The organism is Paenibacillus ihumii, from assembly GCF_001403875.1.
Classification (GTDB): Bacteria; Bacillota; Bacilli; order Paenibacillales; family Paenibacillaceae; genus Fontibacillus; species Fontibacillus ihumii.
In genome coordinates, this window is sequence record NZ_LN884299.1 from 2,776,415 (window position 1) to 2,793,899 (window position 17,485).

Here is a 17,485-nt window from a genome sequence, read left to right on the forward strand (position 1 = left end):
GCTTAGACCCCCTTCTCCAGCGGATAATAGTCCACATTGGGAATGGAGGGACTTAGGCGTGCAGACAGGAGCTGCCACCAATCTCCCAGCGTCGGGCGTTCGGCCAGATCTGCGAAGGCTACCTCGCTTCCATCGCGGCTAAATCGTTCGGCCAGACTCATAATGCGGATCGAATCCAGCCCCCACAGCTCGACCAGATCGTCCTGCCGCCCGATCTCCTCGGCCGCCTCCTGCAGCAGATCGGCGACCAGCTGCCGCAGCTGCTCATAAGTCAAGGGGCTCGAAGCAAGCGCAACATCCGGTTGACCCGTGGATGCATCTCCCGACTGGACCGCTGATTCTGCCCCGCCTATATCGGCCAGCAGCCTCTGCGTCGTCAGCGTGACCGCGCACCGCTCCGCGGCATAGGTCAAGGCGAGCTTATGCTTCTCAAATGAGAAGTCCGCGACCGCATCGGCCACCAAGAATGGCTGGATGTCCTGCATGAACGCTTCGCAGGAGGTCAGAAGACAGCCGATATGGGCATAAATGCCGCAAATGATCAGCTGATCCCTTCCCTGCTCTCTCATCCGCTGCAGCAGATCCGTTTTTTGAAACGCGCTGTACCGCCACTTTGTCATCAGGATATCCTGATCTCCCGGGGCGACTTCCGCAGCAATTTGCGCCTCATACGGATCCGTACCGATTCCCGGACCCCAGAAATCCTGCAAAAGCCCGCGATCCTCCGGACGCTGGCCTCCGGGCTGCGCCGAATAAACAACGGGAATGCCGAGCTTGGCACATTCGGTCCGCAGCCGGGAAATGTTGGAGAAGAGCTCAACGACTGGAGACTCGGCGATGTTGTAAGCTTTAAGAAAATAATTTTGCATATCGTGGATAAGCAGTACCGCCCGCTGCGGATCAGGCCGCCATGCGACCTTGTTTGCGGGAAGCTCCCCCTCGGCTGGCATGGTATACGGAGAAATTGCTGGAATACCCATATAGATCTTCCTTTCAACGGTAATTGGTTGAATGACCGAAACGACGTTGATCCAATAGAACGTTCATCCCCCAAAAGGGGCCGTTCAACGGCGCAGCTTCTCTTCAATCAGCTCGCGCAGCGCTTTTTTGCTGACCTTGCCGACCTTGGTCTTAGGGAACGAATCGATGAATTCAATGCGGTCGGGAATTTTATAAGCAGCAAGTCCCCGCTCACGCAGGAAGCCTTTAATCTGCACGCTGGACAACATTTTATTTGCAGCTGGCTGCGGGATTACGAAAGCGCAGATGCGTTCGCCCAAGTACTCATCCGGCATGGCCACCACTGCAGCATCATGCACTCCCGGATGCGCGAGGAGATGATTCTCGATTTCCTCAGCAGCGACCTTCTCGCCTCCGCGGTTGATCTGATCCTTGTCTCGTCCTTCTACAATGAGGTAACCGGCCGTATTGACCCGGACCAGGTCGCCCGTGCGGTAGAACCCGTCGCTTGTAAAAGCCTTCGCATTATGCTCCTCGGCCTTGTAATATCCGCGAATCGTGTACGGTCCGCGGGTAAGCAGATGGCCGACCTCGCCAGGCGGGACCTCGTTATCCTCATCATCGACGATCCGGATCTCATCCCAGGGCGACATCGGCCTGCCCTGGGTATGCACGACGACCTCATCCGGGTCGTCGAGCCTCGTATAGTTGACGAGGCCCTCTGCCATCCCGAACACCTGCTGCAGCTGGCAGCCGAGGGTCGGTTTCACACGCGCGGCCGCCTCGGCGCTGAACTTCGCGCCGCCGACCTGAAGCACCTGCAGATGAGGGAATTCGGGACGCAGCCTGTCGGCCGCATCAAGCCATACCATAGCAAGCGGCGGCACCAGCGCGGTAATCGTAACCCGCTCCCGGATCAGCAAAGGGAAGGCCTCGTCGGGGCTTGACCCCCGGGCAAGTACGACCCGGCCGCCGGCATATAGCGTCCCGAGCACGCCGGGCGAGCTGAGCGGATAATTATGCGCTGCAGGCAGTACGGCGAGATAGACGCTGTGTTCGTTAAGTCCGCAAATTTCCGCGCTTAGGCGAAGGGAATAAATATAATCGTCATGCGTGCGGGGAATCAGCTTCGGCAGCCCTGTCGTGCCGCCTGATAGCTGGAGAAAAGCGACGTCCTCCGGACTCGGCCCAGCCAGCCTGCTGTCCGGCTTCTCATATTCCGCATGTCTTGCCTGGGAGGCTTCGGCATCATGGCCTGCTGCGAGCGGACTGCCCCTGTCTATTTCGGGCGGACTTCCGCAGTCTGTTTCGAGCCTTCTCCCACTGCCTATGCCGATTTTGCTGGTACTCGCTTCAGGCTTACTGTTACTGTCTATATCGAATTTATTAGCACTGCCTGCTTGAAGCTTCCTATCAGTGACCCTATCGAATTTGCTGTCACTATCTGCCTCAGGCTTTCTGCCTCCGTATATCTGGGGCTCCTTATATAAATCCGCCAACGCCACGAACTCCTCGGGGTCACCGGCGACCAGAACATGACGCAGCGCAGGAACCTCCCGGATGATCTCTCTCGCCAGCTCGCGATAGTCGAATGCCCCATCCTTGTCAGTTATAATGTAAGCTTTCGCCTCTGAAAACTCGGAAATATACGAAATCTCATGCCTCCGATGCAGAGGTAAGGCGAATACAGGCAGCGCGCCAATCCGAAATAACGCGAAAATCACTTCAAAAAATTCCAGCATGTTCGGCAGCTGAACGACGACCCGATCCCGGGATTCGATCCCGATGCTACGCAGTCCTTCCACAAGACAGTCTGTACGGGCGTCCAGCTCTGCGTAGCTGATGCGCTGCTCGCCGCTGACGATGGCAATCCGCTCGCCATGGGCCCTTGCCCGCTCCCGCAGCATCTCGCCAAACGTTTCTCCGCGCCAGCAGCCCTCTCTGCGATATCGCTTTGCGAACTCTTCAGGCCACACCGGACATCCAGCTAGCATCACAATCCCTCCTCTGCGCTGACCCCGGCGGCTAACTGCGGATCATTGAGCCCCATGGCCAATAGCAGGGTACGGAACTTTGCCGCCGTCTCGGCCAGCTCGGCCTCCGCGCTTGAATCCGCGACGATGCCCGCGCCGGCGTAAAGACGCAGGCTTCTATCCTCCACCTCCGCACAGCGGATCGTCACGATCCATTCGCCGTCTCCCTTGGCATCGCACCAGCCGACCGTGCCGGTAAAAAAGCCTCGCTCAAATGGCTCTGCTTCAAGGATCGTTTCCCGGGCCAGCCCGGTAGGCGTTCCGCATATCGCCGGCGTCGGATGCAGGGATAGCGCCAGGTCAAGCACGGTGACCTCTCGGTCGGCCAGCTCTCCGTAAATGTCCGTCGACAGATGCCACATCGTCTCGGTCTGCACCAGCGACGGTCCCACAGGAACTTCCAAGCTCCTGCAAAAGGGGTGGAGCGCAGCTTCGACCGCCTCGACGACGAGCTTATGCTCGAACCGATCCTTCGCCGAGACAAGCAGCGCGGCTGCCCTGCGTTCATCCTCGGCAGGATCATCACTGCGCGGCGCGGAGCCTGCCAGCGGGTTCGCCCGGATGCTCAGACCGGTCTTGGTAATGAGCAGCTCCGGGCTGGCTCCGATCAGCGTCCGCACTCCGGCTGACTTCGATCCGGCGCTGCCTCCGGCCTTCCGGGCCAAGCCGCCTTCCCCGCCGCCCAAATTAACCGCAAAGGTATAGCCTTGCGGATTGTGACGGGCCAGATTGCGAAGCAGCCGGGACAGATCGATCGGCTCGGCGGAGGTCAGCTGCAGCGTCCTCGACAGCACGACCTTCTGCAGCAGGCCCTGATTCATCCGGCGAACCGCCTCCTTCACGCTCTGCTTGTAGTACTCGGGTGCTGGGTGCATGCTCACTTCGTATCCCGGTCCGGGGACAGTTTGCTCCCTCGCCCGGCTGCCCCTGCCGGCTTCACCGCCCCTGGCTGCCTCTCCTCCATCCTCGCCGCTAAAGCTTAAAGGTCCTGCCCAATGCGCAGACAACGGCACGACGAGCTCGGCCGGCTTCGTTAAATCGAACGGTATCGCACCGACGACAATCGATTCTCCGCCGGTGCGCCCAGCAGCGGCCAGCAGCTCATTGACACGCTGCGAGAGAGCCTGCGGGGAACCCTCCCCCGGCTGCATCCACAATCTCGCCCACTCGCCTTTAGCAAGCAGGGTACGTCTGGGTGAGGATAAAAAGAAACACACTCCCGGTTCGTACTCGCCGAGAAGTTGTGCCGCCGCGTCTGCATATACAGCTCCATGGTTCACCATTTCCTTCAACATCCCCTTTCCGTGGTTAGACTCCCAATGTCGCCCCTCCATCCACGCACAAATCAAGCATCGTAATATGCCGCGCCCGGTCGGACGCGAGGAACAAGACCGCAGCGGCAATATCCGCTGGCTCGGCAATTCTGCCCAGCGGTATGCCAAGGCGATACGATTCAGGCGAACCGGCGATGACCGACTGCGGCCCGCTGGGCCCGTTCCACAGCATCCGCTGCATCCCCGTATCGGTCGATCCCGGCGATACGATATTGCAGCGGATATGATTGGCTGCCTGCTCCAGACCCAGGCATTTCGTGACCATAGCGGCGGCTGCCTTGGAGGCGCAGTAGGCCGCCATGTGCATGCGCGGCACCAGGGCGGCATTGGAGCCGACCGTTACGATCGCCCCGGATTTGCGCGGCGCCATGCGCTTTACGACGGAGCGGGACACATAGAACACTCCGCTGGCATTCACCGCAAACACGGCAGCCCAATCCTCATCGCGCAGGGTTTCAATGCTTCCAAGTCTAAGCAAGCCGGCGACGTTAACGAGAATTCCAATCGGGCCCAGCTCCTGCTCCGCCCGCTCCACGGCTGCCTCCACAGCCTGGCTGTCCGCGACATCGGCTGCGAATGCCTTGACCAGAAAGCCTTCGGCACTCAGCTTCTCCGCAAGGCACTCTACGGCTTCCTTATTCACATCCAGGGCAGCCACCAAGGCCCCCGCCTCCGCCAGAGCCCTGGCGACGGCCTCGCCGATCCCTTGGGCGGCTCCAGTGACCAAGGCAACCTTTCCTTGGATACCCGTGTATTCCACTTCCCAATCCTCCTCTCTTTGTAAGCAAAAACTGGATTTGTCATCATCCCCCCTTCCTGTGACTAGGTCTCCCTCGTTCAATTTCCCCCTATCCTGCCGCCTCTCCAATTGACATCTCTCAGCCTAGGTTTATCTATTTATCTGTTATTTGGTTTATCTCGGATATCCCTCATCTTCCTTAGGCTTGAACATTTTTGCCGCTCGTCAGCGCCCGGATTCCCAGGAATGAAAAGCAAACTGCAGGGCCCGGCTGATCAAGGCCGGCAGCACAGTAATATGCCCCTCGCCCTCAAACTCCTTGAAGCGGGCTAGGATCCCGGAGCTTGCGAACATCGACAGCCGCTCAGCGAGCCTGCGCGCATTTTTGCTGTTCTGGGAAATATGGTTCCGCTCCAGCTCTCCTACCCCGAGCAGGAGCTTTGCATTCAATGCTTCCCGCTGCAGGCGGTTGACGAACATTTCCTCGGCTTCGCTGATCATGGCTTTGTTCCAATGGAACGAAGGACTTCCGGCGATGTAGCAGGCAAAGGCCTCCGGCCTCGTGAACAGCGTGTACAGAGTAAACAGTCCTCCGAGCGAATGGCCGAATATCGCCTGCTTGCCTCGATCCACCGCGTATTTGGCTTCGATTTCCGGCTTCAGCTCTTCCTCGAGGAATCGCAGAAATGCGGCCGCTCCCCCCTGCTCCGGCAAGGGAGTTCCATCAGGCCTGAAGCGGTAATCCGTGCTGGTCGCCGGGGTATAATCGTAATAGCGCTCCGGCGGGAACAGGTCCTCCTTGTCATAGCCGATTCCCACGATCACTGCCGGAAATACCCCCGTGTTATGGGGACAGCTGCCCTGTAGACGCGCGGTCTCAGCCATCGTCCCGAATACAGAATTGGCGTCCAGCACATAAAATACCGGGTAGCCCGAAGCCGGAGGCGGCTCCGCAGGCGCGCTGACCATTATCCGATACTTGCGCCCTTCCTTGCGGGAATGCATGAGCCATTGCGCTGCACGAAGGATGACTATCTGTTTTTCGTCAGCCATTTCCTTTTGATCCACCTTTATTCCCTTATTCAGCCATCAGCTTGACCACATCATCGATGATCTTCTCATAAGCGATCAGGCCGCTTCCCAGCCAGTACTCATCGCTTACTTCATGCACATGCCCCTGTTGAACGGCAGGAATGCTCTTCCAGATGCTGCTTTCCGTCATCTCCTTCATGCGTTCCGTGCCTTGACCGTAGGCATTGATGACAAAAATATAGTCCGCATCCAATTCAGGCAGGATTTCAAGCGATAAATTCAGGCTGTTCTCGTTCTCCGTCAGCTTGGTCATTTCGATGCCCAACTGCTGATTAAGGACGTAGCCGCAGAAATAATTGCCGCCCATCAAGCTTACGCCCTTGGCGGCGAAACGGATAATCGCTACCTTCTTGCCGGGCGCGTTCTTCTCGATGGCCGCTTTGGCCTCATCCACCTTCTGCTGGTAAGATTCCAGCGCCTGCTTCGCTTCCTCGGTCTTCCCCAAGAGCTCTCCCAATATTTCAAGCGATTTCTCAACATCTCCCGCGGCATTGTTGAATACATAGGTCGGCGCGATTTTGGAGTAATTCTCGTATACACCGTCACCGGCATAGTTGGCCGTATGCAGGACAATCAAATCGGGCTCGTACGACAGCAGCACCTCTGAAGACGGCGCCCCGCCCGAAAAGTCAAGCTTCGGCACGTCCTGCAGCTCCCCTTGCAAATAACCATGACCCAGATTGCCATTCGACCACTGCGCTACCGGCTTAACCCCCAGCTTCAGCAGCGAATCCTCCAAATAAGGCGCGAACACGCGCTGCGGCCGCTCCGGCACCTGAATTTCATGCCCGAGATCATCCTTGAATGTCCGTTCCCCAGACTGTGCTTCCGGAGCATTCTTTGCGGGTGCAGAGGCTTCGGCCGGCTGGCTCGCCGCAGGCTGTCCGGGTGAATTCTTGGCGGAATCCGTGCCGCATCCGGCCAGCAGACTTCCTGCGAGCGCAATGCATAGCAGTATTAAATCATGCGATTTCACTTTTTCTCCTATCCTAGCAGTAACTTTCAACATGGGTGCCCCTCTCTCCTTGATAATGATTATCATTGAGAATGATTATAGATCATGTCCCCCGGACAGCACCATGGACAGTATCCTGCAAACGATATGGACATTTTCCTGTAAACATGAGCAGCGCCTCATCCAGCATGCGGCTGACGGCCATCGGCGAATATTCAAACCAAGGATCCGACGGAATCAAATGAATCTGTCCGTTCTTCACGGCCTGCAGCTGCCGCCACTGCCTGGAGTGCTGCAGAGATAACCAATAGGAACGGGATGCGGTCTCGGCGCATACGACGACCAGAATCCGATCCGGGTTGATCACCGCAAGCTCCTCTATGGGAAGCATTCTGCTGCCTGAGGAAGAGGCTGGACAGGCGGGCCTGATGTGCAGGTCCTCATACAGCACCTCCCCGATTCCACGGTTCCCATACATGTGAAGCTGATCTCCGTAAATCCGCAGCACCATGAGGCTATCGCTTCCTAGTACTCCTCTGATCTCTGATCTTGCTGCCTGGACTTTAAGCTCATGCTGCTCAACCCACTGCTCCGCCTTCTCCTCCCGGTTCAAAAACCCGGCCAGCATACGCAGCTGCTCCCGCCACCCGCAGCGCTCCGCAGGCACGAAGAAGGTCTGCGCTAAGCTGCTCAGCTTGGCCTGCTCACTGCTATCGAGCTGATCGGTACCGATAATCGCATCTGGACGCAGCAAGGCCAGCTTCGCCAGATTGGCTTCGAAGGCCCGGGAGTTATATGGCCCCGCGAGCTGCAGATGGGACGAGATCCTCGTCCGGTAATCGTTATAATAATAAGCCGTCCACTTCGGATCCAAAGGAGCAGCCACCGGGATAATATCCAGGGCCAGCAGCAGCCCAGTGATCTCGGGAGAGCATGCTGCGACGCGGGGCCTCGCTTTTCTAATATAATCAGAGGGGGACATGCCCACCTCCTTCTTAAATTTGCGGCTGAAGTAGAATTCATCGCTGTAGCCGACCATCAAGGCAATATCCCGCAGCCGCAGCTGCTCCCCCGCCGAAAGCAAATAGCGTTTGGCCTGATTGATGCGCAGCTCGGATAAATATTTCATGGCACTCTTGCCGAAGCTCTTCTTGAACAGATCGACGAAATACTTCGGACTGATATTTGCCATTAAGGCCAATTGGGCAATGGTTAACGGTTCATGAAAATGCTCTTCCATGTATTTCTTTATCTGAGACAGCTCTTTCCTCACATTCTGCTCATCCCCGGCAGAGCATGGGCCAGCTGAATAGGACTGTTCTGAAAGCATCCATAATTCCCCCTCAAAAAATAAAAGGAATCATTTCATTATTGAAAATGATTCTCAATATCATTGACTATATTCTAACCAATCTCTGACAATAGAAGCAAGAGACGATCTGTTCATTGATTTGGAGAGTAAAAAAACACCCATTTCCTCTTACTCCAGCCATAAGCCCGAATTAAATCTGGTCGGCTAGCCATAAAGTAAGGTAAATGGATGCATATGAACCGCTTGCGAGAGGTATTTTTCGTATGCTGCTGGCGTGGCTTGCATCAAGTGGTTAATATTTTTACCATCTTATAGTCCCCAGGTACTGCTGAGAATCCTAAGAGATCGCGATTAATCTTCAGCATCGGAGCATTGAGAGAATCGTTATTAGTACGCATATATACCGCATTGAACTTTAAAGCGAGTTCTATGCAGCTGAGTTTTAATGCTAGACCCAAGCCTTGCCCTCTATATGCTTTTCTTACTCCCGTATATTCGTGATACATGCTTTGCGTTGTTTCGTGGAACAGCAGATGGGCGACGCCTACATATTTATTCTGATTCAATGCGATCAATATGTACTCCGGTTTAGAGCCGGGTAAATCAAGAGTCCATTTCCTCCACTCGGTGAAATCAAAATAATCTCCTGCGAAGCCCGGTATATCAAAGGAGGTTTCTCTATATAGTTCATACAGCTTTTCCTCTTTGTCTGGCTCATTTATGTCCGAGAGGGGTACAATCGCCAACGGTGCAGAAATGGAATTCAGAAGGCTTTTATCGAAGCTCGCCAAATCCAGGACGGATTCGAAGGTATGTCTTTCGACCTGATATTCATGTTTTCTCGCGAAGGCTATGGAGCTCTCTTCATCGTCACTTATTTCATAATTCAACCTGCTGGCACCATGCGCTTGTGCCCATTTCTCCAGGGTGATGTAAAGTTGATGGCCTATACCCTGGTTGCGGCAGCTCGGTTCCACCACCAGTACATGATTGAGCTCCCCCCGGCTGTCCAGGGGGCCCTCCAGGATAAGCCATATCCTATGATGCGGGACACCTCATCGACGGCTACGATACGGTATCTGTCAAAGCCCCCCAGCAATCCATTCTCCGTCTTATGAAGCATGCCTTTGGCTGGAATTTTAGCGTCTTCCTCAGCTAATAGATCTGCGTTCGTCTTTTCAGACAGCACCCAATTTAGCAAATTGGCGATTTGAGCATAATCATTAGGAATAGGAATTTGTATTTCGCGAATCGAAAATTTCATGGATACACTCCTTACGAGTCTAATGACCCTATTTAACTTCATCCTAAAGAATCTGATTAGACTGCGAAAGAGAATTCTTGATTATAATTAAAGTTTCCAAATTGTTGAAAGTCCCCGTTGGCTTAAACCCGCTTTCTTGCCTCGTATGTAATCATTTGATTTGCATGCTGGGGAGCGGTGCCGTATTCATAGTTTCCAGAAATGACAATGTCGCTGAAGCCTGCTTTTTCAAGCAGCATAGCGAACTCATTCATGCCATACCATCTCACGGGAAACCGTTGGAGCTCCGACTGGATCAGTTGTCCATCCTTCCACTTTTCGTACTTCAAGAGGGACACGACTCGCTGCTCGATGAAGTTGACCTCAATTCGCTTCTCCTCTAAAGTGAGGGTCTCCTCCTTCTCTGTCTCCCATAAGCGCGTCTTTACGGTATTCATGTCAAAGTCCGTCTCCAGAAAAATATCCGCAATAAACACGCCCCCATCAGCCAAGTGATCATAGTAGCATTTCAGCGCATTTACAATATCGTCTCTGGAATCGATCAATTGCAGTGAGCCACCGGGGATCATAATCGCTTCATAAGCCTTCTCTAATTGAAACTGGCGCATATCAGCTTCAAACAAAGCTGGATAAAGCCCTAGCTCTTCGCATTTTTGTCTGCAGGAGTTCAGCATATAGGGCGAATTATCTACCCCCTCAACCTGAAGGCCTGACTTCAGCAATGGAATCAGGACCCGTCCTGAGCCGCAGGCTACCTCTAGAATTTTTCCGGTGATGCCTCTTAATCTCTCCGCATAATACTCAATGTCGCCGAACGAATACCCGACTGGCTTGCTGAGCTCGTAGACTTCAGTGCACAGCTCACCATACGTGTTAAGCATTTTCTCATCTCCATTCACTGTTCTGCTTTAGTTTGTTCCGCTGACCTTAAGGATGGGGATATTCCATGAGCCAGCAGTCTCTATACTGTCCTTCATGCCATTCATGTGCCTTTAGCAGCTTCACTCTTCTAAAGCCGCATTTCTCGTAGCACCTTATCGCTCGTATATTCCAGGCCTGCGGATCCATCACGACTTTATCAGCTCCATTCTGGCAAACCAGATACTCGAGCATGGAGGTGACCAGCTTCCCGCCAATGCCTCTGTCCCAGTAATCGGTCTCGCCGATGAATTGATCCATCCCATAGATTACGCCACTTGTTGGGTAACCGTACTCTCCTCTAGATTCTTCGTCCAGCAGATAGAATTGGATATAACCGATGGCCTTGCCGCAGTACTCCACCATACATCGGGTCTCGCCATCATTTTGATAGAAGGATTCCCGGATCATCTGAAGATCATGAGGGCGATCCCGCCCTTCGTAGTATTGCAGCAAAACGGGATCGGACAGCCAGGCAGCGAGCTTCAGCTCGTCCTCCCGCTCCAGCTCGCGGACCATAATCTCCCCGGCAGTATAGATTATTTCCATTGTACTCTCCTTTTCTAGGAAGGAATAGGATGAAAGGAACCTGCATCCAGACTTAGTCTGATCATGTCCCTGCACGGAATTCCATTCTCAACGATCTCTTCATCATAATGCCTGATAAAAAAATCGCGATCCACCCCGGTAATGCGGAATCCGCATTTCTGATACAGCCCCAATTGGCTTAGGCTCGAGTTACCCGTACCGATTTCAATCGTCACGGCCTGCTGCTCTATCGCTTTGCCGATCGCGCACAAGACTAATTTCTTCCCGATGCCTTGCCCCTGGTACTTGTCGCGGACAGCGACATTCATGATTTCCATCGTTCCCGGACGTGTTCTTAACAATACAAAAACGCCGATGACTTCGTGCTTATTCGCAGCAACGTAGCACTGGCCTCTCCGCAAATATTCATTGATATGGTCTCTGGAAGGATCGGCCAGAAGCAATAAATCATACGGGGCATCTTGAATGTTCTCTAATAAATCTATCGACATATCCATGGCAAATACTCTCCTTGAACGCGCAGACTATTCCGCAGGCTATTCACTTATTTGTCTCATTAATAATATTATGCCGGTTCCAGGCGGATGTCTAACTCCTTCTCCATTCAAGAGTCTATATTTCGAATTATAGAGGGCGTTAAATCATCACTCCACGCCAACAAGGGTGCCCTCGGCTGCTGACCGTCAAGGCACCCCTTAATATCGTATATCAGGCGGGATTATTCTTCGCGCTTGGCTTGCTCTTGTCCGAATGCCGCCTTTGCATCCTCAACCATTTCTTGGGCAAACTCTTCCCGTTCCTTATCGGGAACCGGCATTTTATTCAGCGGAGTCCGCTGTACTTCATACTTGCTGAGACCTTGATTTTCCTTGCTCATGCTGTATCCTGCACCCCCTTCGGTTCTTATGCCATCCAATGCTAGGATGCGGCTGCACAAGCCATTTTATGCATCGCCTGAATGCACCGGATTCGCCAAAAAGTCTGATTTTCAAGGAAAGATAACGGTTTTGTGAACCTTAATTGCCAAGTAAAAATGCTATGATCTTAATTGTAATTAACAGATATTTCAAAAAAATCAGGCGAAAGGGGGACAATTATTATTGACATAGAGGTACTATTTCCGAATAACTTGTAACCGCTTACAGATTGCTAGATTAAATTAGAAAGAGGGTATGGCAAATGATGAAAACCAGCGTTTATAGGCATCCATTCCTTATTTTCTTAATCTTGGTTATGCTCTTCACCACGCTGCTCCCCTTCGGCTCCTACGCTCGCGCAAATGAGCCAGAGCTGCCTGAACTTCTGCCTGACACAGTCACTAGCTCAGTCTACGATGCACCTGCATCCATACTGGATCGCGATGAGCTTCGCTTCGATTTCGGCCCCGGTCCGGCTGCAGACGGATACATTCCGGTTACGGCAGCTGCGGCATATTCCCAAGAGCGGGGTTATGGCTTCGCTGATCCAACGCAGGTCTCCGAACAGGATCGCGGGACAGCACATCCGCTGAAATCCGATTTCGTCGTACCGAGAGACACCTCTTTCATCGTGGATCTTCCAAACGGCGATTACACCATCTCGATTATTGCAGGCGATGAGAACGGTCCAACGGACGTTGCCATTGCGGCCGAGACGATGCAGAAGGTGCAGCAAACGTCCAAGCCCGCCGGGCAGTATTTGGAGATGGATTTTCAAATTGCCTTGATTGACGGTCAGTTGAATTTGGACTTTACGGGTACGGCCCCGAATATGAACGCGCTTGTCATCCGCAAGCAGCCGGAACGCCAGCCTGGTGAACAACCCGTCGTTTATCTCGCAAGCGATTCTACGGTCCAAACCTATGACCCCTATTGGCAGCCGCAGGCGGGTTGGGGCCAAATGATCGGCCGTTACTTTACGGACGATGTACGCATCGATAATCGGGCGATCGGCGGCCGCAGCTCCAGATCGTTCGTATATGAAGGCCGGCTGGATGAAATCCTGCGGGCAATCAAGCCCGGCGATTATTTGCTCGTCCAATTCGGCCATAACGATGCAACGATCAGCCGGCCGGAGCGATATACCTCCCCGGAGGATTTCCAAATTTATCTGAAATCCTATGTTCTTGGTGCAAGGCAGCGCGGGGCAACCCCGATTCTGGTCACGCCCGTCGGACGGAGGGATTTTAATGCCGCTACAGGCAAGTTTAATGTTAGCTTTCCAGATTACGTTAAATCCATGAAGGAAGTGGCGAACGAGCTTGATGTAAGGGTCGTCGACTTAAGTGCGCTAAGCGTTGCTTATTACGACTCCATAGGGCCGGAGGCCGCCCGCTCCGTGTTCCTGCACGTGGATCCAGGCGTTTACCAAGCTTTTCCCAACGGCTCTTCAGACGATACTCACTTCCAGGAATACGGTGCAATTCAAATCGCCAGGCTTGTTGCCGGTGGAATACGGGAGCTGGGTTTAACGCCGCTTTCGAACTATGTGAGGGAGACCGAGCAGCCGGAAAGCGTGCCGGCCAAGCCCCAGGGCTTAACGGCTGGCAGCATTAGCAATGCCGGGGCTGTCTTGAAGTGGGATGCTGCCGAATCAGCAGAAATCTACAAGGTATACCGCAAGCTGGCTTCGGAGCCCGAATCCGCCTATAACATGATCGGAACCTCTACCCTTCCATCCATTACAATTACCGGGATGCTGGAGGGGACAGCCTATACTGTTCGTGTAACCGCCGTTAACGGCCGGGGAGAATCCGAGCCTTCGGATGAAATCCGCATAGGCACGAAATCCGCCCAATACAAATACGATTTCGGCCCAGTAGGAGCGCCGGTTGCCGAAGGCTATACAGAGGTAACCCGCCAAACGCTGTATACGCCGCAGCTCGGCTACGGCTTGACCTCAAGCGAAGGCATGGACGACCGGGATCGCGGCAATGCAGCAGATGATCTGCGCCGGGATTTCGTGATTTATTTTGGCGGAAGCTATGAATTCAAGGTCGATCTCCCGAACGGCTCGTACTCCGTCAAGACTTATACAGGCGATTGGATCGGCTCTACGAGAACCAACATCAGTATCGAAGGCAAAGATTACGGCACAGTCTCCTCCGGCAAAGAGAATATCGCCGAGAAGGTATTTAATCAGATCGCGGTTACCGACGGACAGATGAATCTGGTCTTCAGCGGACAAACGGCGCATCTCAACGGCCTGGAGATCACGCCGATCCTGCTTGCGCCGGATTCGCTGCAATTGGATGAGCTGGAGCTGGCAAGCGATCCGGCAGTGGCGAAGCTATCCTGGAAGCCAAGCGCTGCGGATGCCGCCAAATACCGAGTGTACCGCCAAACGGAAGGCGCGGCCCATCCCGAACTGCTCGGAGAGACGACTGATACATTCTTTGCCGATACAGCGGCGGATGTAGGCCTCAGCTATGTTTACAGTGTAACCTCGATCGACCACGGCGGATTTGAATCCGTTCCCTCGAACGGACTAGCCGTCACCATGATCGATCCTAGTCAGCCTCTCGCTCCAGTGCCGACGTCGCTAGTCGTTCAAGCCATCCAGAAGAACGATGTTACGCTCGCCTGGGATGATGTGGAGGGAGCTCGGTTCTACAACGTATATCGGGCTGCCAAGGAGGACGGCGAATATACGCTAATTGGCAAAACCAAGACAGCAGCTTATACAGACACGGCCGTGCTGACGACAATCCCTTATTATTATCGGGTCGCCTCGGTCAATGCAGGCGGAATCTCCGAGCTGTCGGACGTGCTGAAGACCGAGGCGGTGACGACACTATACCGAGAGATGGAATATTTGGATCGGGCCCCTGTCGCGGTTAAGACGAAGGTCGGCAACTACATCGGCTGGAGAATGCTCGGCCTGGATCCGGACGATATCGCCTTCAATATTTATCGGGACGGGATTAAAGTGAACCATAAGCCAATTGCGGACAGCACCAATTTCGTGGATAAGAAAGGGAAAGAGCATTCGGTATACAAAATAACGACGGTCATCGGCGGCAAGGAACAGGAAGCCAGCCGCGAGTTCGGCGTGTGGCAGCAGCAGTATCTGCCGATCCCGCTTCAAAAGCCGGCGGATGCCTATACCAAGGACGGCCAGCCTTATACGTATACAGCAAATGATGCCAGCGTCGGCGATTTGGACGGGGACGGTGAATACGAAATCGTGCTGATGTGGTCGCCATCCAATGCCAAGGATAATTCGCAGAGCGGCTACACCGGAATCGTCTATTTGGACGCGTATAAGCTAGACGGAACGCAGCTGTGGCGCATTAATCTAGGCCCTAACATCCGGGCCGGAGCGCACTATTCCCCATTCCTGGTCTATGATCTGGATGGTGACGGCAAAGCTGAGGTCGTGCTGAAGACGGCGGACGGAACCATCGACGGCCAAGGGAAGGCGATCGGCGATGCCTCTAAAGACCACCGGAACAGCTCAGGTTACGTACTGCTCGGCGACGAATTCCTCACTGTATTCGACGGCGAGACCGGCGCAGAATTATCTACGGTCGACTATGACCCGCCGCGCGGGGATGTTGGTTCATGGGGCGATACCTATGGCAACCGGGTAGACCGTTACCTGGCCGCTGTCGCTTATCTGGACGGAGAGCATCCCAGCGTTATTTTCAGCCGCGGCTACTACACACGCACTGTTCTGGTCGCCTACAGCTTCAAGGACGGCCAACTAACAAAGCAATGGCGGTTCGATACGAATGATGAAGGTAACGAGAACTATGCCGGCCAGGGCAACCATAATCTGTCTGTCGGCGATGTAGATCATGACGGCAAGGATGAAATCATCTTCGGCGCCATTACCATTGATGACGATGGCAAAATACTGTACACCACAGACCTTGGGCATGGGGATGCCCTCCACTTTGGCGATCTCGACCCGACTCGCCCCGGCCTGGAGGTATTCGGCGTGCATGAGCATACGGGCGCCAAATACGGGCTGGAGATGCATGATGCGGCTACCGGTGAGATCCTGTGGGGCGTATTTACGGGCAAGGATACCGGCCGCGGCATGACGGCCGACATCGACCCGAATTACCCGGGCGAAGAAGCGTGGGCGTCAACCATTACAAATGAGGAGCATATTCCGATCACGGGGCTCTACAGCGCGCGGGGCGAGTTCATCAGCGAACAGATTCCGTCCTCCGCCAACTTCGGGATCTGGTGGGACGGCGACCTGCTGCGCGAGCTGCTCGACCACAAATGGGACAGCGAGACCAAAACAGGTACAGGCACGATCGACAAATGGGATTACAAGAACAAAACAACCATCAACCTGCTGACTGCCGAAGGCACCTTATCGAACAACTATACTAAGGGAAATCCGGCTCTGCAGGCCGATCTGTTCGGCGACTGGCGCGAAGAGGTCATCTGGCGCTCCGAGGACAGCACAGAGCTGCGCGTCTACACCACCGTGGATCCAACGGAGCACAAGCTTCGCACCTTGATGCACGATCCGGTCTATCGCCTCGGAATCGCCTGGCAGAACGTCGGCTACAACCAGCCGCCGCATCCGAGCTTCTTCCTTGGAGTTGGCATGGAGCAGCCTAAGGCTCCGTTAATAAGCTATGTAGGCGCACCAAATGAACCGGAAGAGCCGGTTAAGGCGACCGGGGCTCCGGGCAAGCCGGTATTAACCGATAATCATGGATATAATACTGGCCTGCTGGACGGAAACTATACCATTACGATGAATATGTGGTGGGGCAATAATGGCAGTGAATACAAGCTTTACGAGAACGGGCAGCTGATTGGCACACAGAAGCTGACTGACAATTCCCCTTCCTACCAGACAGCTTCAACGGAAATTGCGGGCCGGCCGAACGGCACCTATATCTACACCTGCGAGCTTATCAACCCGTTCGGTACGACTCAATGTGAAGCCAGGACCGTGACGGTGAAGCATGCAGTGCCAGCCAAGCCGGTGCTGTCGGACGACAATTGGGATGGCGATGGCAGCTACGAGCTGACCATGAATCTGTGGTGGGGCACGAACGCCACGGTCTACCGTCTTTATGAGGACGGCGTTCTGATCGACACCCAGAACCTGGCCGCTTCTACTCCACACGCCCAGTCGGCGGTGACCAGAATCGAAGGCAAAGCCGCCGGGGTGTATAAATACCAGGTGGAGCTGGAGAATAGCAGCGGAATTACGAGGAGCGATATTCTAACCGTTACCGTAAAATAAAGCTGCCAATCTTCTCCCCCGTGAAGCCGAACGGTATCAAGGATAAAGATCCTTTACGGCATAAGAAGCAAAGGCCGGCCTGAATCCTTTCGATTCCGGCCGGCCTTTTTATTAGGCATGAGCATAATAAA

Annotated in this window: 14 protein-coding genes; 1 reads left to right on the plus strand and 13 read right to left on the minus strand. The window is 54.2% G+C overall.

Annotated elements, in window-relative coordinates; all coding sequences use genetic code 11:
* Positions 1-2: 2 nt before the first annotated feature.
* From BN2762_RS19630 to BN2762_RS26990, 13 genes are all read right to left on the minus strand, one after another.
* A complete protein-coding gene (locus tag BN2762_RS19630) occupies positions 3-980 on the minus strand; it encodes an isochorismatase family protein (RefSeq protein ID WP_055108573.1) in 978 nt (325 codons plus the stop codon).
* An 84-nt stretch (positions 981-1,064) separates the two neighbouring features.
* The gene (locus BN2762_RS26240; RefSeq protein WP_083485030.1) at positions 1,065-2,954 is read right to left on the minus strand and encodes a (2,3-dihydroxybenzoyl)adenylate synthase; all 1,890 of its coding nucleotides are present in this window, start codon (positions 2,952-2,954) and stop codon (positions 1,065-1,067) included.
* Positions 2,954-4,276, minus strand: coding sequence for an isochorismate synthase DhbC (dhbC, locus tag BN2762_RS19640; RefSeq protein ID WP_055110228.1), 1,323 nt, complete (start codon positions 4,274-4,276; stop codon positions 2,954-2,956). The genes BN2762_RS26240 and dhbC overlap by 1 nt, the downstream gene beginning before the upstream one ends.
* A 25-nt stretch (positions 4,277-4,301) precedes the next feature.
* Positions 4,302-5,087 carry a 2,3-dihydro-2,3-dihydroxybenzoate dehydrogenase gene (locus BN2762_RS19645; protein WP_055108574.1) on the minus strand — a complete coding sequence of 262 codons (786 nt, stop codon included), beginning with the start codon at positions 5,085-5,087 and terminating at the stop codon, positions 4,302-4,304.
* Positions 5,088-5,291: 204 nt separating this feature from the next.
* Complete coding sequence (locus tag BN2762_RS19650; protein WP_055108575.1) at positions 5,292-6,119, minus strand: alpha/beta hydrolase; 828 nt, start codon at positions 6,117-6,119, stop codon at positions 5,292-5,294.
* A gap of 25 nt (positions 6,120-6,144) precedes the next feature.
* A complete protein-coding gene (locus BN2762_RS19655; protein WP_055108576.1) occupies positions 6,145-7,167 on the minus strand; it encodes an ABC transporter substrate-binding protein in 1,023 nt (340 codons plus the stop codon).
* A 49-nt stretch (positions 7,168-7,216) separates the two neighbouring features.
* Positions 7,217-8,443, minus strand: a complete 1,227-nt coding sequence (locus BN2762_RS19660) for an ABC transporter substrate-binding protein (protein WP_055108577.1) — start codon at positions 8,441-8,443, stop codon at positions 7,217-7,219.
* A 266-nt stretch (positions 8,444-8,709) separates the two neighbouring features.
* A complete protein-coding gene (locus BN2762_RS19665) occupies positions 8,710-9,405 on the minus strand; it encodes a GNAT family N-acetyltransferase (protein WP_230202547.1) in 696 nt (231 codons plus the stop codon).
* Positions 9,372-9,689: a hypothetical protein gene (locus BN2762_RS27835; protein ID WP_230202548.1), complete on the minus strand. Its 318-nt coding sequence runs from the start codon at positions 9,687-9,689 to the stop codon at positions 9,372-9,374. The genes BN2762_RS19665 and BN2762_RS27835 overlap by 34 nt, the downstream gene beginning before the upstream one ends.
* A gap of 122 nt (positions 9,690-9,811) precedes the next feature.
* Positions 9,812-10,570 (minus strand): class I SAM-dependent methyltransferase, encoded by a 759-nt coding sequence (locus BN2762_RS19670; protein WP_055108578.1) that lies wholly within the window; start codon positions 10,568-10,570, stop codon positions 9,812-9,814.
* 46 nt (positions 10,571-10,616) lie between these two features.
* Positions 10,617-11,156 carry a GNAT family N-acetyltransferase gene (locus BN2762_RS19675; protein WP_055108579.1) on the minus strand — a complete coding sequence of 180 codons (540 nt, stop codon included), beginning with the start codon at positions 11,154-11,156 and terminating at the stop codon, positions 10,617-10,619.
* Between the two features lie 14 nt (positions 11,157-11,170).
* The gene (locus tag BN2762_RS19680) at positions 11,171-11,647 is read right to left on the minus strand and encodes a GNAT family N-acetyltransferase (RefSeq protein WP_148500037.1); all 477 of its coding nucleotides are present in this window, start codon (positions 11,645-11,647) and stop codon (positions 11,171-11,173) included.
* 227 nt (positions 11,648-11,874) lie between these two features.
* A complete protein-coding gene (locus tag BN2762_RS26990; protein WP_154674774.1) occupies positions 11,875-12,033 on the minus strand; it encodes a hypothetical protein in 159 nt (52 codons plus the stop codon).
* 302 nt (positions 12,034-12,335) lie between these two features.
* On the opposite strand from BN2762_RS26990, the gene BN2762_RS28200 reads away from it, so the two are divergent.
* Complete coding sequence (locus BN2762_RS28200; RefSeq protein ID WP_316246812.1) at positions 12,336-17,354, plus strand: rhamnogalacturonan lyase family protein; 5,019 nt, start codon at positions 12,336-12,338, stop codon at positions 17,352-17,354.
* Positions 17,355-17,485 lie beyond the last annotated feature (131 nt).